Below are 22,868 nucleotides of genomic sequence, written 5' to 3'. Positions count from 1 at the left end.
CCGGTACTGTTAACCCAGTAAATCTTGCCAGGCAACTTTCACTGAATCTACCAGCTCGGTCACCTCATGCATGGCCACACTCCGCCCGCCTGCATTCAAGCTGTGCAGATGATACCGATCACGGAACTCACAGTATGCCTCGGTCAGTGCCGCCTGAGTGGTACTGTCAATTACCCCGGCCTGATGGGCCATTTCGAAGATCCGAATGTTATCGGGGAAGCGTGCCAGTTCAGGGTGGGCCTGGGCATAGTTAAGCACCAGATACTGGGCAATAAACTCAATATCTGTCATCCCGCCCACCCCCTGTTTTAAGTCAAACTCCACCTCGTTGCTCTTATCCAGGTGCCCGCGCATCTTCTGGCGCATCGCCACAATGTCTTTACGCAGCTCTGCGCAGTCACGACGCTGACTGAGTATCTCGTGGCGAATATCATTAAAGCGCGTTACCAGCTCGGGTTCACCCAGTACCATGCGCGAACGCACCAGCGCCTGATGCTCCCAGGTCCAGGCCTGCTGCTGCTGATATTGGTAAAAACTCTCGATATTAATGGCCAGCAGCCCGGAATTACCTTCCGGCCGCAACCGGGTATCCAGTTCATACAGAATGCCGGAGTTGGTACGGGTATTGAACAGATGCATCAGCCGTTGTGCCAGCTTCAGGTAAAACTGGCGGGATGAAATCGACTTCTCCCCGGTGGTAACACTGTTGCCATCGCGGTTATGAACAAATACCAGATCAAGATCTGAGTTATAGCCCAGCTCCAGCCCACCCGCTTTGCCATAGGCCACCACGGCAAAGCCTTTATGCTCAGCATCGGCTCCCTCAGGTGCGCCATAGCGACTCACCATTTGCTGCCAGGCAATGTCAACGGCTTTAGCAATAATGGCTTCGGCCAGTGCGGTCAAGTGGTCGCTGACTTTCATTATATCCAGCACGCCGGTGGCATCCGCTGCGGCAATGCGCAGTGCCTGCGTTTGCTTAAACTGGCGCAACGCTTCCATCTGTAGCTCCAGGTCTTCACTGTCGATACGCAAGAAATACTGCTGTACTTCGCTGTAATAGGCACTCAGTGGCAGTGGCCGGTACAGCACCGCTGGGTCGATCAGCTCATCCAGTAGGATAGGATAACGGGCCACCTGCTCTGCAATCCAGACACTGTGCGCACACAGCTTGATCAGTTGCTGCAGCGCTCCGCGATTTTCAAATAGCAATTCGAGATAAGCAGTGCGCGAAGCAATTTTCAGGATCACTTTTAGCACCCGTTCGAGAATTTCAGCGACCGGTGCACGGGTAATTTCACCGAGCAAGGCTGGCATCAGTTTATCCAGGACATCTCTGCCACGCGTGCCCATCTGGGTTTTACTCAACCCCAGATGAAATTCATCAAGAGATTGCTGCCAGGCAGCACTGACCGCCTCAGGTAGCGGAGATTCCAGATAACTGATGTCACGCTGCTCCCAGGCAGAAACATATTCAGGCGCCAACGCCTCGCCCAGCTCAGGCTCTTCACCAATCACCTGAGTAAATTCAGCCCGTACCGCCTTTTGCGCTTGCTCCAGCAAAGCGAGCACCTCGCTGTAGCTGGCGCACCCGAGCAACACGCTCAGGCGCTGCTGTCCCAGCTCATCCTCTGGCAAAGTTTGCGTCTGACAGTCGTCAAATGCCTGTAAATACTGCTCGGTTCGGCGCAGTAACAGGTATTGATGAGACAACACCTCGCCGACTTCTGCTGGGATCAAAGACAAGTTTTGCAGCTGTGCTAAGGCCGACAATAACGACGGTGTTTGTAGCTCCGGCTCACGGCCGCCACGGATCATCTGCAATGCCTGGACAATAAATTCCACTTCACGGATCCCGCCGGCGCCCAGCTTGATGTTATTGGTCAGCCCTTTACGCCTGACCTCCTGTGCGATCATATGTTTCATTTTCCGCAGCGATTCAATCACAGAAAAATCGATATAACGGCGAAACACAAAGGGGCGGATCAGGGTTTTAAATTCATCCCAGTAGCGATTCTCCTCACCAAGCAGACGCGCCTTAAGCATGGCATAGCGCTCCCACTCCCGGCCCTGATCCTGGTAATAATCTTCCATCGCGGCAAAACTCATCACCAGCGGGCCACTGTCACCAAAGGGGCGCAGGCGCATATCAACCCGAAACACCTGGCCATCGGCGGTACACTGATCAAGCGCAGCGATAAGCTTTTGTGCCACCTTAGTGTAAAACACCTGCGCTTCTATGCTGCGCCGCCCGCCTTCGGTGGGTTTGGCAAACGGATAGGTAAAGATAAGGTCAATGTCCGAGGAGAAATTCAGCTCGCCGCCGCCCAGCTTACCCATGCCCAGCACCAGCATAGGCACTGGGGTCTGATGTTCATCACACACCTGACCATTACTTTTGGCCACACAGGCGTGTGCCCAGCGATTGGCCCAGTCAATCAGCACTTCGCTGAGGCGCGACTGATAAGCGATGCTGTCGGCAATTGGGTTACCCTCGACCAGATCAAGCCACATTAACTTGAGCCAGTAGCGCTGACGATACTCACGTAACAGTCTGAAACAACTGACTTCATCCAGCTCTTCGAGCGGTATTGTCAGCGGTGCCGGACAAGTTCTTTGTTGCATCTGTTCGCGGTCCAGCAGCCAATCAATCCAATCAGGATGACGCTGCAAAATACGGTACGCAAAATCACTCAATCCCAATAGCCTGAGTACGGCCGGATTACTTGTGTGTTGGGCAAACAGTGCCTGACAGCGTTGCTCTGCCAGCTGCCCGAGTGCCTGGGGCAAGCCACCGAAATCCATAGAAAAATCTCCAGTGCAATTGCAAAAAGCGGTGTTATAGTAAACTTAATTGCCATCACCTTACACTTAGCATGAGTTATTTGTCTTTAGCCAATATCAACTTTTTCGCCATCTTAGTGAGTTTTGTTGTGATCTGCGTGTTCACCATCGCTCTGCGTTTATACGTTCAGTTCAGCGCCCGACAAATGCTGGAGGATGAACTCGCCAAGCGGGATAACTTCGCACTGGGGATAAGCTACGCCACACATTTGGCCGTGGTCGTGATCTGCTGCGCGTATGTTCTGAATGACACCGGCATGATGGTGTTACAGGCCGAGTCGCTGCGCAGCGGCATTATTCTACTGCTTATTCTGGTGTTTATTTATTTTGGCCAGCATATTCACCGTAAATGGATCCTCTCTCAGTTCAATGAAGAACAAGCGATTTTGAAGCAAAATGTCTGCGCCGCCGTAGTTGACTCGGGCATGCTGATCGGCAACACCATTTTGGTACTGGGGCTGTATCACTGGATCCACCCGCAGGGCTTTGGCAACTTACTGGTTGTAACACTCAGCTTTTTACTGGTGCAGTTAATGTGCGCGCTGGACAGTAAAATTCGAGAATGGCGCTTTGCCCGCTACAACCAGGGCGCGTCGTTACAACAGAACTTTAACCTGGCCAACACCTCCATCGGGATCCGCTATGCCGGTAAAAGTATTGGCCTGGCACTGGCCATTTATGCGGGTCTGCACAGTGCGCCTTATCATGGTGCCAAAGTCGTCGAAAACCTCTTTGTAATTGTGATGCACTGTGGCGTGATGTGGCTGCTGCTGTATGGGATCAGCCATTTGCTGCTCCAGCTAGCGTTGCCCAGAGTGGACATTGGACTGGAAGTTGACCACCAGGATAATATCGGTATTGCTTGTCTGGAGTTTGCTGTTTTCTGTGCAATAGGCTATTTACTTATTAACATGTTCTCAATGTAACCAGGCCTGTTAGTGCGTTTAAACCTAGAAAACTTTTTGCTGGTCGACAGCAACTGGGAATTCAGCAGAGAGTTCGCTGCGCACCTCAAGGCGCAGCGCCCTGATGCGCCCAGTGAATTATTGATTGCCGGTGACAACACCAAGCAGATGCTGAAAATGATGTTTCAGGAACAGGTCAAAGACTACTGTTACTGCGACTTTGCCAATGAAATCAGCGTCTCTGAGCTGGCCTCCTACCTGCATGAGCATCACAAAGTGAAGGGCGTATTGATCTATGCGCTCGACTACCACCTGGCCGACGAAGCACAGCGGTTTATTTTTAACTCACTACATCGCCAACGTATCACCGTTGAACAAAGTGACCGGGGATATGTCTATCACCCGCTGCGAGATCCCTTTAACAACAACCACCTGACCTGCCATTCTACCGTCTCGGCAACCACGCAAAATTCAGTCCTCGACTTCGCCCAACATCACACCGACAAAGCCGAATAGGTGCTGGACTCGCTGTACATAAGCCCTTACCATTACGGCTATTTAACAGCGGAATAGTCCACCATGCGCATACCTCATATTTACCAGCCTTCTGACCTTGTTATTGGCGACGCAATCGACCTTGGCGATGATGCTGCCGGCCATGTTGCCCGTGTGCTGCGTATGGGTGAAGGGGATAAGCTCAGCCTGTTTAACGGCCAGGGCGGCGAGTATCTGGCGACCATCAGTGCCGTCAGTAAAAAGAAAGTTCAGGTCATCCCTGAGCAGTTTATTGATAAACAGGTTGAATCGCCACTGTCCATTCACCTTGGTCAGGGGATCTCGCGGGGCGATAAAATGGACTTTACCATTCAAAAGTCCGTAGAGCTTGGGATCACTGAGATCACGCCGCTATTCACCACTCGCTGTGGCGTCAAACTCAGTGGTGAGCGACTGGCAAAGAAACATCAGCAATGGCAAAAAATCGCCATTGCGGCCGCTGAGCAGTCTGGCCGTAACACCATTACGACTATCCACCCGCCGATTTCACTCGAGGAGTGGCTGACACAAAGCAGTGAGGCACTTAAGCTGACACTACACCCCAGAGCAGAGCACTCAATTAAAACCTTGCCAAAGCCTGAGCACGGCGTACGTTTTCTGGTGGGTCCTGAAGGGGGCTTTACCGATGAAGAAATGGCCGCCACCAAGCAGCAGGGGTTTGTTGATATTCGCCTCGGCCCACGCGTATTACGCACTGAAACCGCAGCCCTGACCGTGCTCAGCGCATTACAGCTTGAGTTTGGCGATCTGGCCCTTTAAAAAGCCAGTTTCGCCCTTATATCCTAAGCAGACACTTAGCAGTTGAATTGATTCACTTTACATAAGGTTACCCCAATGGCAGCGAAACTCGGGATCATCTCAGATCCAATCAGTGGCTTTAATATCAAAAAAGATACTGGCTTCGCCATGATGCTGGCAGCGCAGGCACGTGGTTATGAGCTTTACTACATGGAAATGCAGGATTTGTATTTATACCAAGGTGAAGCCCGGGCCACCGCCGCCAAGGCAACCGTGTTTGACGATGTAAATCACTGGTATGAGCTGGCCGACAAAGACGACATTGCTCTGAGCGAACTGAACGTGATCCTGATGCGCAAAGATCCGCCGTTTGATACTGAGTACATTTACGCAACTTACATCCTCGAGCGCGCTGAGCAAGCCGGCACTTTGGTGATCAACAAGCCACAAAGTTTGCGCGATGCTAACGAAAAACTGTTTACGGCCTGGTTTAGCGAGCACACGCCGGATACCTTAGTGACCCGCTCAAGTGCGCAGATCCGAGAGTTTCTGGCCAAGCATGGCGACATCATTCTCAAGCCGCTGGACGGCATGGGTGGCGCCTCGATTTTCAGGGTGACTCAGGACGACCCTAATATTGGCGTGATCTGCGAAACCCTCACCGAACATGGCAGCCGCTTTGCCATGGCACAAAACTACGTGCCTGCCATTAAAGACGGCGACAAGCGCGTACTGGTGGTCGATGGCGAGGTTATGCCTTACTGTCTGGCACGCATTCCACAAGGGGGCGAAACACGGGGTAATCTGGCCGCAGGTGGCCGTGGAGAAGCGCGCCCGATCAGCGACAGTGACCGTAAAATTGCCGAAGCCGTTGCGCCGGTTTTAAAAGAAAAAGGGCTGATCTTTGTGGGCCTGGACATCATAGGTGACAAGCTCACCGAGATTAATGTCACAGCGCCTACCTGTGTCAAAGAAATCGAAGCGGCCTATGATATTTCGATTATGGACAAGTTTTTTGATGCCATTGCGGCAAAACTCGACCATACTAAAGAGTAACGAAAAGGGGGTCTCGCTATGCAATCACTCGCCAATCATTTTTTGGTCGCCATGCCAAATTTGCAAGATCCCTTCTTTAAGCACACAGTCACCTATATTTGTGAGCACAATGAAGAAGGCGCAATGGGCCTGGTCGTCAATCACCCCATTAACGTCACTGTGGGTGAGCTACTCGATCAGATAGAAATAGACAACGACAAATCCAGTACGGCCGCCAGCCAATCCGTGTTTGCCGGTGGACCAGTTCATACCGACCGCGGCTTTGTCTTGCACACCCCCAAACCCGGCTACGCATCCAGCCGCGAGCTCAGCTCAGACATTATGATCACCACCTCAAAAGATGTACTGGCGTCACTGACCTCACACAATTGTCCGGACGCCTTTATCATTACTTTGGGTTATTCCGGGTGGGAGCAGGGGCAGCTGGAAAAAGAGATCCTGGAAAACTCCTGGCTGATCATTGAAGCCGATCCGGCCATTATTTTTAATACGCCACCAGAAAAACGCTGGGAAAAAGCGGTAGAAATGCTTGGTATAGATGCCGGACAACTAAGCACCGAGGCGGGTCACGCCTGAGCCAACCAACCCCATTAACAGCGCGTCGCCACCACACATGTTGGCGGTCGCCTGTATTTTATTGAGAAACACAGCATGAGTAATAACGAAAAAGCAGCTCCAGGCCAGCGTACGGTCATTGGCTTTGATTTTGGCACCCGCAGCATTGGTCTAGCCGTAGGACAGGAGATGACCGGCACAGCCAGCAGTCTGGGCGCAGTCAAAGCCCGCGACGGTATCCCCGACTGGCAGGATATCGCCCCCTATATCGAACAGTGGCAACCTGATCTGCTGGTTGTTGGCCTGCCACTGAACATGGACGGCACAAACCAGGACCTGACCTTTCGCGCCAAAAAGTTCGCCAACCGGCTCCACAACCAATTCAGATTACCAGTCGAAACTCAGGATGAACGCCTCACCACTGCAGATGCTAAAGCCCGCTTGTTTGAGCAAGGCGGCTATCGCTCTTTGGCCAAAGATAAGGTCGATGGCATGTCAGCCATTATTATTCTGGAGAGTTTTTTTGAGGCGCAATGGGGTTAAGCACCCGGTAGCGTTTTAGGTCGGGGATAAATCCTGCCTGCTCATAGGCGAGGCGGATCGTCCCCCGCGCCCTGAGCTGCTTTAAGCCTCTTTGTAGTGCCTTAAATGCCCTTTCTCCATCTGGATGCAGGCGCGACACCACAAAGTGGCGGCTGCCATCAAACTGCACCACTAAATTCGGGTGTGCCACCAGCACAATCTCATCCAGTCTGAATTCGTTATTCAGACTAGGCATGAGCGGCATCAGCATAAAGTCAACCCACTGGCGGTTGACCATTTGCGCCTGCGACGCCCAGACCGGTTCATTCATCACATGTTTGAGACCCAGACTAGCCAAGGTTTGCCAGTCCGTGCGCCAGCGGCTGGTAGAGACAGCGCTCAGCTCACGTAACTCGCTGAGCCCGGTGATGCGTGCAACTGCCAGATTATCCGGGGCATAGAATATCCCGGCAAAATACTCGCCACGGCGGATCACCGCATCACTGATAAACAGTTTATCTGCCTTGGCTTTGGCATCTGCATACCAGTAACTGTCGAAGCTCAATAACAGTTTACCCTGCTCTAGCAAGTTCGAATGACGAAAATTGATATTACCAGGCCGGTAGGTAAAAGACTTTCTGAAGCCTCCCAGTGCCAGCGCTTGTTGCACCAGCACCATATCAACCACATCTCTGCGCACATAGTCGCCCGAGAATTGAGTGACCTCGAGGGGCTCACGACCATTCAAAAAACGCAGATAGTCGGCATAAACATCATCGCGGATATACATATCCACCACACCGTGGCCGACCGACTGCTCAGCAGTCAGCACAGCGGGGCTGGCCAGCTGACAGCACAGGCATAATAACGCCCGGTGCAGCGCCCGGTTAACGCTTTTTATCGTCCAGGCCGTCAACGGTCACCCCTTGCAAAAAGCCAGCGCCTTTTTGCTCGTTGTTCTGCAATTTGATCATCAAACGCAGGTCGTTCGGAGAGTCGGCGTGATGCAGCGCATCGGCATAGTTGATCCTTTGTTGTTTATACAATTCAAACAACGCCTGATCAAAGGTTTGCATGCCCATTTCCTTAGACTTGGACATGGTTTCTTTAATCGAGCCGATGTCGCCTTTTTTAATCAGCTCCGCCACCATTGGAGAGTTCAGCATCACCTCAATGGCCGCCACACGCCCTTCCCCTTTGGCCGAGGGCACCAGTTGCTGCGCCACAATGGCTCTGAGGTTGAGCGCCAAGTCGTATTTCAGCTTATCGTGCTTTTCCTTCGGCACCAGGTGCATAATGCGGTCAATGGCCTGGTTGGCATTGTTGGCGTGCAAAGTGGCCACACATAGGTGGCCGGTTTCGGCGAAGCTCAGTGCGTATTCCATGGTCTCGCGCGAGCGAATTTCACCGATCAGGATCACATCCGGAGCCTGGCGCAGCGAGCTTTTTAGCGCCGACTCAAAGCTTTCCGTGTCCAGCCCGACTTCTCGCTGAGTGATAATGCTCTTGCGGTGCTGATGCACAAATTCAATCGGATCTTCTATGGTCAGAATATGGCCACGCTGATTGCGATTACGATAACCCAGTAACGCCGCCAGCGACGTTGACTTACCCGTGCCCGTACCACCGACGAATAACACCAGACCACGCTTAGACATGATCACGTCGGTCAGCACTGAAGGCAGGCCCAAGTCATTGACTTCCGGGATATCCGTCACGATACGACGGATCACCATGCCCGCACAGTCTCGCTGCCAGAACGCCGATACCCGGAAGCGACCAATCTCGTTCGCCACCGCAAAGTTACATTCTTTCTCACCATGAAACTGCTGTTTTTGTTTCTCACTCATGGCCGACTCAACCATGGCCAGTGATGCCTCTGCATCCAGCACCTCATCGTCCAGCGCCCGCAGCTCACCATCAATTTTGGCACTGACGGGCAAACCGGCAGACACAAACAAGTCCGATGCGCCTTTGTCTTTCATCGTTTGCAGGTAATGTACAAGTTCCATCATACGCTCCCGGACTTAATATGAGGTGCCAAACTGGTTCTTATCGTGGGCTTTCGCCTGTGCATCCTGATTGGTGATCAGGCCGCGGTTGACCAGATTAGTGAGGCACTGATCCATGGTTTGCATGCCGTGCATTGCACCGGTCTGAATCGACGAGTACATTTGCGCGATTTTATCTTCGCGAATGAGGTTACGGATGGCTGGGATCCCCATCATGATCTCGTGGGCTGCCACCCGACCGCCACCGACTTTTTTCACCAGAGTTTGTGAAATAACCGCCTGCAGGGACTCCGAAAGCATAGAACGCACCATGTCTTTTTCCTCACCGGGAAAAACGTCAATGATACGGTCGATGGTCTTAGGCGCTGAGGTGGTGTGCAGTGTGCCAAACACCAAATGACCGGTTTCGGCTGCGGTCATGGCCAGGCGAATGGTTTCCAGATCCCGCAGCTCACCGACCAGGATCACGTCGGGATCTTCACGCAGAGCACTGCGCAGCGCGGCGTTAAAGCTATGGGTATCGCGGTGTACTTCACGCTGGTTGATCAGGCTCAACTTGTTATCGTGGACAAATTCGATGGGATCTTCGATGGTCAGAATATGGTGGTGCTTGTTACTGTTAATGTAATCCACCATGGCCGCCAGGGTGGTGGATTTACCCGACCCGGTTGGGCCTGTCACCAGCACTAAGCCACGCGGGCAATCAGAAATTTTGCGGAAAATCTCCGGTGCGCCCAAGTCTTCCAGCGTCAACACTGAGCTGGGGATGGTTCGAAACACCGCCGCAGGACCACGACTGGCGTTGAACGCATTAACACGAAAACGGGCCAGGTTTGGCACTTCGAACGAAAAATCTACCTCAAGATTTTGCTCATAGTCCTTGCGCTGGTTATCATTCATAATATCGTAAACGAGGCTGTTAACATCCTTCGCTTCCAGTGCAGGAATGTTTACCCGGCGCACATCGCCATCAACGCGGATCATCGGCGAAACGCCTGATGAAAGGTGTAAATCCGATGCTTTGTGTTGCACACTAAAGGCCAATAATTCAGTAATATCCATCTCAGACTCCACAACGAGCAAATAATAATATGGTTACAATAGCAGAACGGCTGAACAACGCCTATGATCGCATTGCAAAAGCACAGCAAAAGTATGCCACCGAGCAGGAGGTTGCATTGCTGGCGGTGTCAAAAACCAAACCTGTCGAACTTATTGAGCAAGCCTATGCTGCGGGTCAGCGGTTATTTGGTGAGTCTTATGTTCAGGAAGCGGTCGACAAGGTCCGCCACTTTAACCAGCAAAAAGACATTGAATGGCACTTCATCGGCCCCATCCAGTCGAATAAATCACGTCAGATTGCCGAGCATTTTTCCTGGGTGCAAAGCGTCGACCGCCTGAAGATAGCGCGCCGCTTGAATGAGCAAAGACCCAATAACCTGATGCCGATCAAGGTCCTGATCCAGGTCAATATCAGTGATGACGAGCAAAAGTCTGGCTGCGCCCTGAGTGAACTGGACGAACTGGCCGCTTATATCGATGATGCGCGCCAACTGGAGCTGCGCGGACTGATGACAATCACCGCACAAACCGATGATCCACACCAGCAGCTGGAATATTTTCGCCAAATGAAGGCTTGCTTTGATAGACTAAAGGCTCAATATCAACAGCTGGATACCTTGTCGATGGGTATGAGTGGCGATCTGGAAATGGCCATTCACGGTGGTGCGACCATGGTACGCATCGGCACGGACATTTTTGGCAAACGACAATAAGGTGACACAATCCCAATGGCTAATAAAACGATTGCATTTATCGGCACAGGAAATATGAGCTATGCCATCATCGGCGGCATGATCAAAAACGGATTTGCCCCGCAAAGTATCATTGCAACCAACCGCAACGCTGAAAAGCTGGCTAAGGCTCACGCCGACTTCGGGGTGCGTACCGAGCAGGATAACCTCAAAGCGGTGCAACAAGCCGATGTCATCGTACTGTCTGTTAAACCACAGATGATGGCCGATCTGTGTCAGACCTTTGTCGATGCCGGGCTGGATATCAGCGATAAGCTGTTTGTGTCTGTTGCCGCAGGTATCACGGTTAAACGCCTGCGCGAGATGCTGGCACAGGATGTTAAACTGGTACGCTGTATGCCAAACACACCGTCATTGCTTGGACGTGGTGTGTCTGGCTTGTTTGCCGCAGACATCAGTGAAGAAGAAAAGGCTTATATTGAACAGGTCTTTTCATCAACCGGCATCGCCATCTGGCTGGACGAAGAGTCACAAATTAATGATGTGATAGCCGTCACGGGCTCTTCGCCGGCGTACTTTTTCTTATTTATGGAAGCCATTGAAGAAAAAGCCATTGCACTGGGCTTTTCACCTGAGCAGGCCCGTGCGCTGGTACAGCAAACCGCACTGGGTGCCGCTGAAATGGCGCTGTCTCAGCAGGATATCAGCATTGCGCAGTTGCGTGCGAACGTCACCTCAAAAGGTGGCACCACTCACGCAGCCGTTGAACATTTGAAAGCCAACCAGTTACCACAAACCGTGGCTGATGCCATGGATGCCTGCATTGCCCGGGCACAGGAAATGGAACAACAAATCTAGAGGACATACAATGAACGCCATGCAATTTTTGGTAGGGATTATTTTTGACCTGTTTTTAATGGTCGTACTATTGCGCTTTTGGTTACAGCTGGTCAAAGCAGACTTTTATAACCCGCTAAGCCAGGCCGTGATCAAGGCAACTTCTTTCGCGGTGAACCCGCTGCGTAAACTCATTCCGGGCTTTGGCGGGTTTGACTTGGCGTCGCTGGTGCTGGCGCTGCTGGTCGGCTTTGCCAAAATGTCGGTACTGATGCTGATGTTTGGCGGCTACTGGGATGCCATGGGTGCGGCCATTTCAGGTGCCCTGACCGTGGTCAAAGAAGCCTTTTCGCTGGTGTTCTGGATCCTGATTATCCGTGCCATTTTGAGCTGGGTCGCACAGGGGTATAATCCCATCGCCGCAGTCTTTGATCAGCTTACTGAACCTATGCTGCGCCCTATTCGTAAAATTATTCCACCGCTGGGCGGGCTCGACCTGTCGATCCTGGTCGTGCTGATCGGCATGCAGTTTTTGCAGATCCTGGTGATGGATCTGCTACGTTAAGCCTTTGGAGTAGTCATAATGAAAACGTTATTCTCACTGATGTCTTTGCTGGCGGTGCTGATGTTCACTCAACCTGCACATGCCAATAATCCGCAGGGGGGCCAGTATAAGCAACTGGGTGACTGGCAGGTGCATTACATCGCTTTTCCGTCGACCTTTATTCAGCCCAACATTGCCAGCGCCTATGGTTTAACGCGCAGCAACAGCAAAGCCATCATCAATATTTCTGTGCTGGCAGACGATGCCAGCAACACCGCACAGCGCGCAACATTAACCGGACATGCGCGCAGCCTGATCGGCACCAAAACCAACTTAACGTTTAAAGAAGTGGTCGAGGGTGATGCGGTGTATTACCTGGCGCAAATGGATGTGGATCATGAAGACACTTATCGTTTTGAAGTAACGGTCCGCCAGGGCAATACCCAACACGTGCTTAAATTTCAGCAAAAATTTTATGTAGATTAATATGACCAGACAAATTGTTCTTGCCACTGGCAATCAGGGCAAAGTGGCCGAACTTGGCAGCATGCTTAAAGACCTGAATATCGAAATCCTGCCACAGAGCCAGTTTAATGTGGGTGAAGTGGCCGAAACAGGCACTACTTTTGTAGAAAACGCCATTATCAAGGCGCGCCATGCGGCGAAAATCACTGGGTTACCGGCGATTGCGGACGACTCAGGCCTGGAGGTTGACGCACTTAAGGGCGCACCGGGCGTTTACTCTGCCCGCTTCGCCGGTGCAGATGCCAGCGATCAGGATAATATCGACAAACTGCTTGATGCAATGACAGGAAAAACGCAGCGCTCGGCCCGTTTCTGGTGCGTTTTGGTTTACATGCGCCATGCCGACGACCCTACCCCCATTATTTGTCAGGCCAGCTGGGAAGGACGCATTACCGAAGATCAACAAGGCCTACAAGGCTTTGGTTATGATCCGGTATTCTGGGTGGAAAGCAACCAGTGTACCTCAGCACAACTGAGCAAAGCCGAGAAAAATGCCCTCAGCCACCGTGGTCAGGCATTACAGCAACTGCTGGCACACTTTAAAGGCCAGCTGTGAAACTTCCTCCGTTAAGTTTGTACATTCACGTGCCCTGGTGCGTGCAAAAATGCCCATACTGCGACTTTAACAGCCATGGTCAGAAAGGCGAGATCCCCGAGCAGGAGTATATTCAGCATCTGCTCGCGGACTTGCGCGCCGATCTGCACCTGGTACAGGGTCGTAAACTGCATAGTATTTTTATTGGTGGCGGCACACCCAGCTTGCTCAGTGGCGCGGCTTACACGCAACTGCTGGGCGAAATTGAAACCCTGATTGGCTTTGCTGATGACATAGAAATCACCCTGGAAGCCAATCCGGGTACCGTGGAAACCGACAGGTTTAAGCACTATGTCGCAGCGGGTATCAACCGTATTTCCATCGGCGTGCAAAGTTTACAGGCAGATAAGCTTAAGGCTCTGGGGCGCATTCACGGTGAGCAAGAAGCCCGCCATGCAGCTCAGGAAGCCCATGACGCAGGTCTTAATAGCTTTAACATGGACCTGATGCACGGCTTGCCAGACCAATCCGTTGCAGACGCACTGAGTGACCTGCAACAGGTGATTGATCTCAATCCGCCGCACTTATCCTGGTATCAGCTCACCATTGAGCCAAACACCCAGTTTGCCTCCAAGCCTCCGACCCTGCCTCAGGACGAAATCTTGTGGGACATTCAGGAGCAAGGCCAGGCACTGCTTGCCAAACACGGCTATCAACAATACGAAATCTCAGGCTACGCCAAAGCCGGCTATCAGTGCCGACACAACCTGAATTACTGGCAGTTCGGCGATTATCTGGGCATTGGCTGTGGCGCACATGGCAAAATTACACAACCAGACAGCAATCAGATCCTGCGTACCGTTAAGGTCAAACACCCACGTGGTTATATGGACCTGACTAAATCGTACTTATATGAGAGCTGGCAGGTAGCGCCTTCGGATCGTCCGTTTGAGTTCTTTATGAACTGCTTTCGATTACACACGCCCTGCAAAAAACAGGACTTTTGTGATTATACCGGCTTATCACTGAGTGATATTACGCCAGCCATTAATCAGGCGATTGATAAAAAGCTACTGAAAGATCAAGGCGATTCATGGTTGGTAACAATTAAGGGCCACAGATATCTCAATGACCTGCTAGAATTGTTCGTCTGATACCTGCTCATTGAATTAGATGATGCAATGGAACTCCCCGGCAGATGTCCATGCACCTGCCGGGAGACAAATTTTGTTGGTGGCATTGCACCAACCTCCAAAACCCAATTGGAACACAATAAAAAAGGTAACCCATGCGTAAAATGACACTCCTTGCCGCAGCCGTGGCAGCAGCGCTTCTCTCAGGTTGTCAGCAAACAGCAGAACAACCAAACAACACCGCCAAAACGGCGACAACACAACAAGTGGTACAAAGCGAAGTTGAAAAAGCCAACGCCTTTTTCGATGAAGCCTTTATGCGTACTGTGATGCGCAGCCCGGTATACCAGACCTACCTTGGTATTAAACAAGACTACGACAAATGGGATGACGAGTCAGAAGCTCGTGCAATCGAAGATCTGGAGCTGGCTAAAAAAGACCTGATTGGGCTACAGGCCATTGATCGCAGTAAACTGGATGCACAAACTCAGGTCAGCTATGACCTGTTTAAGCAAAACCTGGAAAATGAAATAGCCGACTTCCAGTGGCGTTATCACACCTATCCAGTCAATCAGATGTCCGGCACTCACACGATGCTCCCTGCATTTTTGATCAATCAGCACCAGATCACCGACGTTAAAGACGCAAAAGCGTATATCTCACGTCTAAATGGTTTCCCTGCGGTGTTCGACCAGCTGGTTAAAAACCTGGAGATCCGTGCTGACAAGGGGATCATTGCACCTAAGTTTGTTTTCCCTCATGTGATTGAATCAAGCAAAAACATCATTAAAGGTGCGCCATTTGTTGAAGGCGAAGAGTCGACTTTACTGGCTGACTTCAAACGCAAAGTCAACAAACTGGATATTGCAGACAACGAAAAACAAGCATTGATCGGCGAGGCCACTGAAGCACTTAAAACGGCTGTTAAGCCAGCTTACAGCATGTTGATTGGTTACTTACAGCAGCTTGAAAAGCGTGCCGATACCCGCGATGGTGCCTGGAAGTTCCCTGACGGTGAGAAGTTCTTCAATAATGCCCTGGCTCGCACCACAACCACAGACCTAACGGCGGCAGAGATCCATAAAATTGGTTTATCTGAAGTGGCGCGTATTCACGATGAAATGCGTGAAATCAAAGAGAAAGTCGGCTTTAAGGGCGATCTGAAAGCCTTTATGGAGTTTATGCGCACCGACAAGCAGTTCTACCTGCCTAATACCGAAGAAGGCAAGGCTAAGTACCTGGCAGACGCAACAGCCATGATAGACACCCTGAAAGGGCGTCTTGACGAGCTGTTCATCGTCAAGCCTAAGGCCGACATGATAGTCAAACGCGTAGAAGCCTTCCGTGAAAAATCAGCGGGTAAAGCTTTCTATCAGCAACCTGCACCGGATGGCTCACGCCCGGGTGTCTACTATGCCAACCTGTATGACATGGAAGCCATGCCAACCTACCAGATGGAAGCACTGGCTTACCACGAAGGTATACCTGGCCACCACATGCAAATCGCCATTGCGATGGAACTGGAAAACATGCCTAAGTTCCGTAAGTTCGGTCGTTACACCGCCTACACCGAGGGCTGGGGATTGTACTCTGAGCTGGTACCTAAAGAAATGGGCCTGTATGAAGACCCGTACTCAGACTTTGGACGTTTAGCGATGGAATTATGGCGTGCTTGCCGCCTGGTAGTCGACACAGGTATCCATGCTATGAAGTGGACGCGTCAGGAAGGAATTGATTACTACGTCAATAACACGCCAAATGCGAAGTCAGACGCCGTGAAAATGGTTGAGCGCCACATCGTTATGCCATCTCAGGCAACGGCGTACAAAGTGGGCATGCTGAAAATCCTGGAATTGCGAGAAGCGGCGAAGAAAGAGCTGGGCGACAAGTTCGATATCCGCCAATTCCACGACGTAGTACTTAAAAACGGCCCGGTCCCTCTGAACGTACTCGAGCAGTTCGTGAACGAGTGGGTTGCCAGCAAAAAAGCTTAACCCACCGTTAGCAACTTTACTCTGGTGATACTGTCTTAAACGGCGTGTTTGCCAGAATAATGTGTAAGCAAGCCCCGCCATGTGCGGGGCTTTGTATTTTAATTTCCCCACCTAATTTCTGCGTCACCAGGTTGTAAATAATACTGAGGCCCAGCCCGGTTCCACCCGAGTGCCGCTTTGATGTCACAAAAGGCTCAAAGATCACTGGCAGCAGCTCTTTGTCGATACCCTGTCCGTCGTCTTTAAAGTAAAAATGCACGTAGTCGTTCACAATGTGCGCCGACACTATGATGGTCAGTGGTCTGTCTGGGTGCTTGCCATGCAATATACTGTTATTGAGGCTGTAACCGATGATCTGGTTGAACACATTCGGGTAGCTACTGAGGATCAGGTTGTCCGGTATTTCTATCTCTATTCTATATTCGTCTTCAGGCAAATCACTGCGATAACAGTCAAACACCCCTTCCACCAGGGTTTTAAGATCAAACTCCATTTCGGTGTCGTAATGCTGCTGTGCCGATACTTTTTTAAAGTCATCGATAAGAGAAGCGGTACGATGCAGATTGTTTTCGAGCAAAAATAACGCCGACTCAGCTTCGCCGATAAGATTGGTCAGGGTGGTTTTTTTCAGCTGGCCACTGTCTAAATCACGGCGCATGTTTTCGACCTGGGCTTTAAGATGCGACTGGCTGGTAATGGCAATGCCCAGCGGGGTGTTCAGTTCATGGGCAAAGCCGCTGACCATATTACTCAGACTGGCCATTTTGGCCTCTTCAATCAGTCGCTGCTGAGCTGCACTGAGGCGCGCCATCAGGGTCTCAATAAAATCCAGCAGCTCATCCAGATGATGACCAATCTGCGCAATTTCATCTTCACTGTTAAGGTTAACCCGGAGTGAAAAGTCTTCATGCTTGGCCACTCTGACCAGCACCCGGCCAATGCTCATCACCTGATCAGACACCCGACTGTTGAGATAATATAAAAGCAGCAAGCTAAAGCCACTGCTAAGCACTATGGATAGCAAACTGATCAGGATCAGCTGTTGCTGTTCTTCCTGATAAGCACTAAACAGCTGTTTGGCCACTATGGTAAAGTGGCCGCGGATCGCCAGCTTTAACTCTCCGAGCTCACCACGTACGCCCTGCGTGTGGTCCAGCCCCTGCTTTTTTAACACATTGGTATAAACGATAAAGCCGTTCTGATACTGCTCCAGCGTTAATAAAAACGACTCCGCACGCTCAGGAAACTTCTCCCGGATGCGATTTTTGGCCTGTAAAATCAAGTCCCCATGCTGGTTGAGGTAGCTGTTGTCGAGCCTGAGCAAAAAGTCTTTTTCCCGACGCCTTAACTCCAACAGCAGGATCTCCAGTTGCGGATCTTCTGCCGCTTTAGCAAGCGCCTGCAGGGCATGGGCTTTGTTGCGGAACTCACCATACACGCCATCGTCTTTGTCATAGCCCAACAAGGCCTGCATTGAAGCCAGTTGCTCATATAATCCGGCAAAGCGGTTAACCTGCTCGTCGAGTTTAAACAACAGCGCCAGGTGCTGATGATCCGATACTAACAGCGCGGCCAGCTCATTAAAACTGTCGCGATAAGCGTAGCGATACTCATCAATCGACAGGAGCGAGGCTTTTTGCCTTTCAATCACAAAGCGCTCTTCCTGGTCCAGTAAACGCTGGATCTGGGTTTGTAGTTTAAATAAGTGATCGTTAAGCTGCTTGCTGTGATCCAGCTCCCGATAAAGGAACCAGCTCACTGTCGCTATGATCAACGCCGCCCCGACTGCGGCCACTTTAAATAACAAAAGTGACTGTTTTAACTGCACAAATGTGTTCCTGACTCGCCCCACTCTTCCTAAGCTTAGACAACATAATCGCGTTCGGCGAGCCTCTGCCCAGACTTTGCCATGGCCATGTTTGTTCCGTCGTGAATATCGCTTCATTTATGGCAAGCCCAGGGAAACGGATACCCACGTTCGTTTTCCATTTAATCCAATGCAGTCTAGACTTTAACAATATGAGCTATTTAGACCTGATGCGATTGGGTTGCAGTTACTTTGAGTGAGGGCATGAGCAACTTACGTAAACCCCCAGGTCCGTCCTCTGTTGGTCGGCGGACTTTCTTACGCCAAAGTGCAGCCCTGCTGCCACTGCTCGGTACAGGCTTACCCGCTTTTTCTGCACAACAGCAAAACTGCACTGGCGCTCGGCATCGCCTGATCTTCGCCTCTCCCTACGACAGTGATTTGTGGCTCTCCTCTCCTCATATGCATCAGCAGTTAAAGTATAATATTGAGGACTTTTCCAATGGTAAGATCTGTGTGGAGATCCGTGATAAAGGCCAGCAAGGCGTTGGCCATGAGCTGGCGGTACAGGTCTCACGGGGCGCCATTCAGGGGGCCCTGCTGAGTGTATCTAACCTGTCACCCATAGTACCTAAGCTCGATATTCTCAATATTCCATTTTGGGCTGCGCAATCCCAGTCCTATCTGAATCTGATCACATCAAAACTATGGCAACAGCAGGTCAGTGAGCAGCTCCGCACTCAGGGCGAGCTTGCAATTTTGCTCTATCACCTGCCCGGCGCCAGAACCCTGACTTCCACCCGCCAGTACGGCAAGTTACTGAAAACCCCCAGTGACATCATTGATGTGGTTTTTCGCGTGCCTGCCAGCCAGGTACTCAGGCAGTTTTATCAGCTCTGTGGCACCACGCCCGTTCAGGTAGCCTGGAAAAAAGCAGCCACTCTGGCTGCCAATCGACGCTTTGATGCGCTGGACCCGTCAGTGACCGGATTGTACAACGGCCCCAACGGGCTAAATCGCCACATCGGAGCCGTATCTTTGATTAATTCGGTGCAGGATGGCTGGGTATCGGTTATTAATCAGCAGTGGCTCAAATCACTGCCACGAAAACTACGTATTGCCGTTTGGGAAGGCGCCGAGAAAACCTTTACCCAACACCTGCCAGTGGCCCGTCAGGCTGCACTTTATTGTCAGCGCGGCCTGCTCAGAAATGGCGCAACCATTTATTACCCCAGTGCCGATGAAATGGCCGCCTGGCAGGAGATTGGCGGTTATCAGCGCCGTGAATGGCACGCCACTAAGGTCGCGCTGTTGGGAAAAGTCAGTGCCTTTGATGCCTTTGTGGCCGCCACTCAAGTCAATAATGGCCTGACTTTTCCAAGCTAGCCGTTAAGGGGTCTGCTGTATTTGCGCATTAAAGCGTTGCAGCGCGGGCTTTTTCATCAGGCTATAACACACCGGCAATACCAATAGCGCCAATACCAACGCGCTGAGCATACCGCCCACCATAGGCGCGGCAATCCGACTCATGATTTCAGAGCCAGTGCCTGTGCCATACAAAATGGGCAGCAAACCAATGATGATAGTCGCGACGGTCATCATCACCGGGCGTACCCGTAGTGCGGCACCATGCAGCAAAGCATCAATGTATTGCGATTCGCTTACAGCCACCTGCCTTGCTCTGGCCTCGCTTTGCACATCTTTAAACGCCTGCTCCAGATACACCAGCATGAGCACGCCAATCTCAACCGCCACACCGGCCAGCGCAATAAAGCCAACCCCCACCGCGACAGAGAAGTTAAAGCCTTGCAGATACATCAACCACAGACCGCCCACGGTGGCCATAGGCAGAGTCAACAGGATCAGCGCCACCTCACCAAACCGGCGGAAGTTAAGGTATAACAGCAACATGATGATGGCCAAAGTCAGCGGCAGTACATAACTGAGCTTTTCCTGGGCCCGGATCATATATTCATACTGACCCGCCCAGTTTAACGAGTAGCCGGCGGGTAATTCCAGCTCTTTGGCGACCACGTTGCGCGCCTGCTCAACATAACTGCCCAGGTCTACGCCGTCTATGTCAACAAAGGTCCAGCCATTGATGCGGGCATTCTCGCTTTTGATCCCCGGCGCACCACTTTCTACGTACACATCGGCCACATCCCCAAGTGCAATACGCTGACCAGTAGGCGTTACTATCGGCAACCGTGCCAGCTGCTCGGGCGAGCTACGATAATCCTGCGGATAACGTAAATTGACCGGGTAGCGCTCCTGTCCTTCTATAGTTTGGGTGACATTCATACCACCAATGGCGGTGGCCACCACCTGCTGCACATCGGCAATGTTCAGCCCGAAGCGACTGGCCTGCTCGCGGCGAATATCCACCTTAATATAACGCCCGCCCGCAACCCGCTCGGAGTACACAGACGCCGTGCCGGGCACCTTATTAAGGATGGTTTCGAGGCGCTGACCAAGCGATTCGATAACGGCCAGATCCGGGCCTGCAATCTTAACCCCGACCGGTGTTTTGATCCCCGTCGCGAGCATATCAATACGGGTTTTGATGGGCATCACCCAGGCATTGCTGACACCCGGTAGTTTCACCAGACGGTCCAGCTCCGCTTTGAGCTTATCTGTGGTCATTCCCTCACGCCATTCGCTGCGTGGTTTAAGCTGAATAAAGGTTTCAATCATGGTCAGCGGGGCGGGATCGGTGGCCGATTCGGCACGTCCGACTTTACCAAACACATTCTCCACCTCAGGCACTGTGGCAATCAGTTTGTCGGTTTGTTGCAACAGCTCACGCGCTTTACCGATGGAAATCCCCGGATAAGTGGTGGGCATATACATCAGGTCGCCTTCATCCAGTGGCGGAATAAACTCGCTGCCGATTTTATTGAGCGGATAAAAGCCCACCACAGTCAGAGCGACCGCTGCCAGAAGCGTGGTCTTAGGGAAGCGCATCACCTGTCGCAGCAGCGGCATATAGGCAGCTACAAGCAGCCGGTTGAGCGGGTTCTTACGCTCCGGCGTGACTTTGCCACGAATAAAGTAGCCCATCAGCACTGGGACCAGGGTAATTGCCAGTCCGGCAGCTGCCGCCATGGCATAGGTTTTGGTGTATGCCAGCGGCGCAAACATGCGCCCTTCCTGCGCTTCGAGAATAAACACCGGCAGGAATGACACTGTGATGATCAGCAAGCTAAAGAACAGAGCGGGTCCCACTTCCGTGGCGGCTTTTGCCACAACCTGCCAGCGATTGTCATCGGTCAGCGGGGTCTTTTCCATGTGCTTGTGGAGGTTTTCTATCATCACGATTGCCCCATCGGTCATCGCACCGATGGCGATGGCAATCCCGCCAAGCGACATGATGTTGGCGTTGATCCCCTGAAAATACATGACAATAAAGGCCACCAGGATCCCCAGTGGCAAAGTGATCACCGCCACCAGCGAGGAGCGCAAATGGAACAGGAAGGCGGCACAGATCACAGCCACCACCAATAGCTCTTCAAGCAGCTTTTGCCACAGGTTGTCAACTGCCCGCTCAATCAATTGGCTGCGGTCATACACAGTGACCACCTCAACCCCTTCGGGTAAGGACGCTTTGAGCTCATCCAGCCGGGCTTTCACACCGGCAATGGTCTGCTGCGCATTTTCACCAAAGCGCATGACCACCACGCCGCCAACCACTTCACCTTCGCCGTTAAGCTCGGCAATGCCGCGTCGCATTTGCGGGCCTATGGTTATTTGCGCGACATCACCTAAGGTCAGTGCGGTGCCCTGTGCATTAAGACCCAGCGGGATCTGGGCAATGTCGGTGACCGAACGAATATATCCGGTGGCCGTCACCATGTACTCGGCCTCTGCCATCTCGATGACTGACGCGCCGGTTTCCTGGTTACCCCGTTGCAGCGCCTGCTGAATATGACTCAGGGGCAGGTTATAGGCGCGCAGTTTATCCGGGTCAACCTGCACCTGATATTGCTTAACCATACCACCCACAGAAGCCACTTCGGAGACCCCGGGCACCGTCTGTAACTCGTATTTTAAGAACCAGTCCTGAAGACTACGTAACTGGCTGATGTCATGCTTACCCGAGCTGTCAGTCAGGGCATAAATGTACACCCAGCCCACCCCGGTGGCATCCGGTCCAAGCTCTGGTTTGGCAGTCGGCGGCAGTAAATTGGCCGCCTGGCTGAGATACTCCAGCACCCGGCTGCGCGCCCAGTAAAGATCTGTGTCGTCATCAAAGATCACATACACATAGGAATCGCCATAGAAGGAGTAACCCCGCACTGTGGTTGCGCCTGGGACCGACAACATGGCGGTGGTCAACGGAAAGGTGACCTGATCCTGGACCACCTGCGGCGACTGGCCCGGATAACTGGTTTTGACTATGACCTGGACATCCGATAGATCCGGAATGGCATCGACCGGCGTTTGCTTCAGAGCAAACAGGCCGCCCGCCACCAGCATCAGTGTGCTCAGCAGGACCAGTACGCGATTGTGCAAAGACCAGGTTATGATTGCTGCTATCATGATAATACTCCTG

Annotated in this window: 20 protein-coding genes; 14 read left to right on the top strand and 6 right to left on the bottom strand. The window is 51.9% G+C overall.

All coding sequences use genetic code 11. The features are described 5' to 3' along the window. Window positions 1-9: 9 nt before the first annotated feature. Window positions 10-2,805, bottom strand: coding sequence for a bifunctional [glutamate--ammonia ligase]-adenylyl-L-tyrosine phosphorylase/[glutamate--ammonia-ligase] adenylyltransferase (gene glnE, locus C3B51_RS02645; RefSeq protein ID WP_130244078.1), 2,796 nt, complete (start codon window positions 2,803-2,805; stop codon window positions 10-12). Window positions 2,806-2,876: 71 nt separating this feature from the next. On the opposite strand from glnE, the gene C3B51_RS02640 reads away from it, so the two are divergent. The 6 genes from C3B51_RS02640 to ruvX all read left to right on the top strand — a co-directional run bounded on the left by C3B51_RS02640 (window position 2,877) and on the right by ruvX (window position 7,196). Then, window positions 2,877-3,770 (top strand): hypothetical protein, encoded by an 894-nt coding sequence (locus C3B51_RS02640; protein WP_125716640.1) that lies wholly within the window; start codon window positions 2,877-2,879, stop codon window positions 3,768-3,770. A 12-nt stretch (window positions 3,771-3,782) separates the two neighbouring features. Then, the gene (locus C3B51_RS02635; protein WP_165389100.1) at window positions 3,783-4,265 is read left to right on the top strand and encodes a hypothetical protein; all 483 of its coding nucleotides are present in this window, start codon (window positions 3,783-3,785) and stop codon (window positions 4,263-4,265) included. 63 nt (window positions 4,266-4,328) lie between these two features. Continuing rightward, window positions 4,329-5,063: a 16S rRNA (uracil(1498)-N(3))-methyltransferase gene (rsmE, locus tag C3B51_RS02630; RefSeq protein WP_125716642.1), complete on the top strand. Its 735-nt coding sequence runs from the start codon at window positions 4,329-4,331 to the stop codon at window positions 5,061-5,063. A gap of 75 nt (window positions 5,064-5,138) precedes the next feature. Further along, window positions 5,139-6,098: a glutathione synthase gene (gene gshB, locus C3B51_RS02625; protein ID WP_130244076.1), complete on the top strand. Its 960-nt coding sequence runs from the start codon at window positions 5,139-5,141 to the stop codon at window positions 6,096-6,098. An 18-nt stretch (window positions 6,099-6,116) separates the two neighbouring features. Next, a complete protein-coding gene (locus tag C3B51_RS02620; RefSeq protein WP_046003055.1) occupies window positions 6,117-6,674 on the top strand; it encodes a YqgE/AlgH family protein in 558 nt (185 codons plus the stop codon). A 75-nt stretch (window positions 6,675-6,749) separates the two neighbouring features. After that, window positions 6,750-7,196, top strand: coding sequence for a Holliday junction resolvase RuvX (gene ruvX / locus C3B51_RS02615; RefSeq protein WP_125716644.1), 447 nt, complete (start codon window positions 6,750-6,752; stop codon window positions 7,194-7,196). Here the strand turns inward: ruvX and C3B51_RS02610 are convergent. From C3B51_RS02610 to C3B51_RS02600, 3 genes are read right to left on the bottom strand one after another with little or no spacing between them, the layout of a single operon-like run. Then, window positions 7,159-8,091, bottom strand: coding sequence for a hypothetical protein (locus C3B51_RS02610; RefSeq protein WP_240701839.1), 933 nt, complete (start codon window positions 8,089-8,091; stop codon window positions 7,159-7,161). The two genes, ruvX and C3B51_RS02610, sit on opposite strands and share 38 nt — an antisense overlap. Further along, the gene (locus C3B51_RS02605) at window positions 8,063-9,187 is read right to left on the bottom strand and encodes a PilT/PilU family type 4a pilus ATPase (RefSeq protein ID WP_125716893.1); all 1,125 of its coding nucleotides are present in this window, start codon (window positions 9,185-9,187) and stop codon (window positions 8,063-8,065) included. The genes C3B51_RS02610 and C3B51_RS02605 overlap by 29 nt, the downstream gene beginning before the upstream one ends. Window positions 9,188-9,202: 15 nt before the next feature. Next, entirely contained in the window at window positions 9,203-10,249 is a 1,047-nt protein-coding gene (locus C3B51_RS02600) for a type IV pilus twitching motility protein PilT (RefSeq protein ID WP_046003058.1), read from the bottom strand. Between the two features lie 29 nt (window positions 10,250-10,278). On the opposite strand from C3B51_RS02600, the gene C3B51_RS02595 reads away from it, so the two are divergent. The 7 genes from C3B51_RS02595 to C3B51_RS02565 all read left to right on the top strand — a co-directional run bounded on the left by C3B51_RS02595 (window position 10,279) and on the right by C3B51_RS02565 (window position 16,509). After that, window positions 10,279-10,962 carry a YggS family pyridoxal phosphate-dependent enzyme gene (locus C3B51_RS02595; RefSeq protein WP_130244075.1) on the top strand — a complete coding sequence of 228 codons (684 nt, stop codon included), beginning with the start codon at window positions 10,279-10,281 and terminating at the stop codon, window positions 10,960-10,962. A 15-nt stretch (window positions 10,963-10,977) separates the two neighbouring features. Beyond that, window positions 10,978-11,799 carry a pyrroline-5-carboxylate reductase gene (gene proC / locus C3B51_RS02590; protein ID WP_130244074.1) on the top strand — a complete coding sequence of 274 codons (822 nt, stop codon included), beginning with the start codon at window positions 10,978-10,980 and terminating at the stop codon, window positions 11,797-11,799. Window positions 11,800-11,809: 10 nt separating this feature from the next. Next, entirely contained in the window at window positions 11,810-12,343 is a 534-nt protein-coding gene (locus tag C3B51_RS02585; RefSeq protein ID WP_125716647.1) for a YggT family protein, read from the top strand. Between the two features lie 18 nt (window positions 12,344-12,361). Then, a complete protein-coding gene (locus C3B51_RS02580; protein WP_130244073.1) occupies window positions 12,362-12,808 on the top strand; it encodes a DUF4426 domain-containing protein in 447 nt (148 codons plus the stop codon). A 1-nt stretch (window position 12,809) separates the two neighbouring features. Further along, window positions 12,810-13,403: an RdgB/HAM1 family non-canonical purine NTP pyrophosphatase gene (gene rdgB, locus C3B51_RS02575; protein WP_130244072.1), complete on the top strand. Its 594-nt coding sequence runs from the start codon at window positions 12,810-12,812 to the stop codon at window positions 13,401-13,403. Further along, entirely contained in the window at window positions 13,400-14,536 is a 1,137-nt protein-coding gene (hemW, locus tag C3B51_RS02570) for a radical SAM family heme chaperone HemW (RefSeq protein WP_130244071.1), read from the top strand. The genes rdgB and hemW overlap by 4 nt, the downstream gene beginning before the upstream one ends. A 134-nt stretch (window positions 14,537-14,670) precedes the next feature. Further along, the gene (locus C3B51_RS02565; RefSeq protein WP_130244070.1) at window positions 14,671-16,509 is read left to right on the top strand and encodes a DUF885 domain-containing protein; all 1,839 of its coding nucleotides are present in this window, start codon (window positions 14,671-14,673) and stop codon (window positions 16,507-16,509) included. 16 nt (window positions 16,510-16,525) lie between these two features. Here C3B51_RS02565 and C3B51_RS02560 read toward each other — a convergent pair whose 3' ends face one another. After that, window positions 16,526-18,337, bottom strand: a complete 1,812-nt coding sequence (locus C3B51_RS02560; RefSeq protein ID WP_125716652.1) for a sensor histidine kinase — start codon at window positions 18,335-18,337, stop codon at window positions 16,526-16,528. A gap of 243 nt (window positions 18,338-18,580) precedes the next feature. Between C3B51_RS02560 and C3B51_RS02555 the strand changes: the two genes are divergently transcribed. Beyond that, window positions 18,581-19,702 carry a TRAP transporter substrate-binding protein gene (locus C3B51_RS02555; RefSeq protein ID WP_130244069.1) on the top strand — a complete coding sequence of 374 codons (1,122 nt, stop codon included), beginning with the start codon at window positions 18,581-18,583 and terminating at the stop codon, window positions 19,700-19,702. Window positions 19,703-19,705: 3 nt separating this feature from the next. On the opposite strand, the gene C3B51_RS02550 is transcribed toward C3B51_RS02555, so the two are convergent. Continuing rightward, on the bottom strand, window positions 19,706-22,855 hold the full coding sequence (locus tag C3B51_RS02550; RefSeq protein WP_130244068.1) for an efflux RND transporter permease subunit: 3,150 nt from the start codon (window positions 22,853-22,855) through the stop codon (window positions 19,706-19,708). Between the last annotated feature and the right edge of the window lie 13 nt (window positions 22,856-22,868).

This window comes from Pseudoalteromonas rubra (genome assembly GCF_004212645.1).
In the GTDB taxonomy this organism is placed as follows: Bacteria; Pseudomonadota; Gammaproteobacteria; order Enterobacterales; family Alteromonadaceae; genus Pseudoalteromonas; species Pseudoalteromonas rubra_G.
Note: the sequence above shows the minus strand (reverse complement) of the source record. Positions and strands in the feature narration are given on the sequence as shown.

Excerpts from the sequence above, each read along its gene's own strand:
- glnE (WP_130244078.1), bottom strand. The coding sequence starts at position 2,805 with ATGGATTTCGGTGGCTTGCCCCAGGCACTCGGGCAGCTGGCAGAGCAA.
- C3B51_RS02640 (WP_125716640.1), top strand. The coding sequence starts at position 2,877 with ATGAGTTATTTGTCTTTAGCCAATATCAACTTTTTCGCCATCTTAGTG.
- rsmE (WP_125716642.1), top strand. The coding sequence starts at position 4,329 with ATGCGCATACCTCATATTTACCAGCCTTCTGACCTTGTTATTGGCGAC.
- gshB (WP_130244076.1), top strand. The coding sequence starts at position 5,139 with ATGGCAGCGAAACTCGGGATCATCTCAGATCCAATCAGTGGCTTTAAT.
- C3B51_RS02620 (WP_046003055.1), top strand. The coding sequence starts at position 6,117 with ATGCAATCACTCGCCAATCATTTTTTGGTCGCCATGCCAAATTTGCAA.
- ruvX (WP_125716644.1), top strand. The coding sequence starts at position 6,750 with ATGAGTAATAACGAAAAAGCAGCTCCAGGCCAGCGTACGGTCATTGGC.
- C3B51_RS02605 (WP_125716893.1), bottom strand. The coding sequence starts at position 9,187 with ATGGAACTTGTACATTACCTGCAAACGATGAAAGACAAAGGCGCATCG.
- C3B51_RS02600 (WP_046003058.1), bottom strand. The coding sequence starts at position 10,249 with ATGGATATTACTGAATTATTGGCCTTTAGTGTGCAACACAAAGCATCG.
- C3B51_RS02595 (WP_130244075.1), top strand. The coding sequence starts at position 10,279 with ATGGTTACAATAGCAGAACGGCTGAACAACGCCTATGATCGCATTGCA.
- proC (WP_130244074.1), top strand. The coding sequence starts at position 10,978 with ATGGCTAATAAAACGATTGCATTTATCGGCACAGGAAATATGAGCTAT.
- C3B51_RS02585 (WP_125716647.1), top strand. The coding sequence starts at position 11,810 with ATGAACGCCATGCAATTTTTGGTAGGGATTATTTTTGACCTGTTTTTA.
- C3B51_RS02580 (WP_130244073.1), top strand. The coding sequence starts at position 12,362 with ATGAAAACGTTATTCTCACTGATGTCTTTGCTGGCGGTGCTGATGTTC.
- rdgB (WP_130244072.1), top strand. The coding sequence starts at position 12,810 with ATGACCAGACAAATTGTTCTTGCCACTGGCAATCAGGGCAAAGTGGCC.
- C3B51_RS02565 (WP_130244070.1), top strand. The coding sequence starts at position 14,671 with ATGCGTAAAATGACACTCCTTGCCGCAGCCGTGGCAGCAGCGCTTCTC.
- C3B51_RS02555 (WP_130244069.1), top strand. The coding sequence starts at position 18,581 with ATGAGCAACTTACGTAAACCCCCAGGTCCGTCCTCTGTTGGTCGGCGG.
- C3B51_RS02550 (WP_130244068.1), bottom strand. The coding sequence starts at position 22,855 with ATGATAGCAGCAATCATAACCTGGTCTTTGCACAATCGCGTACTGGTC.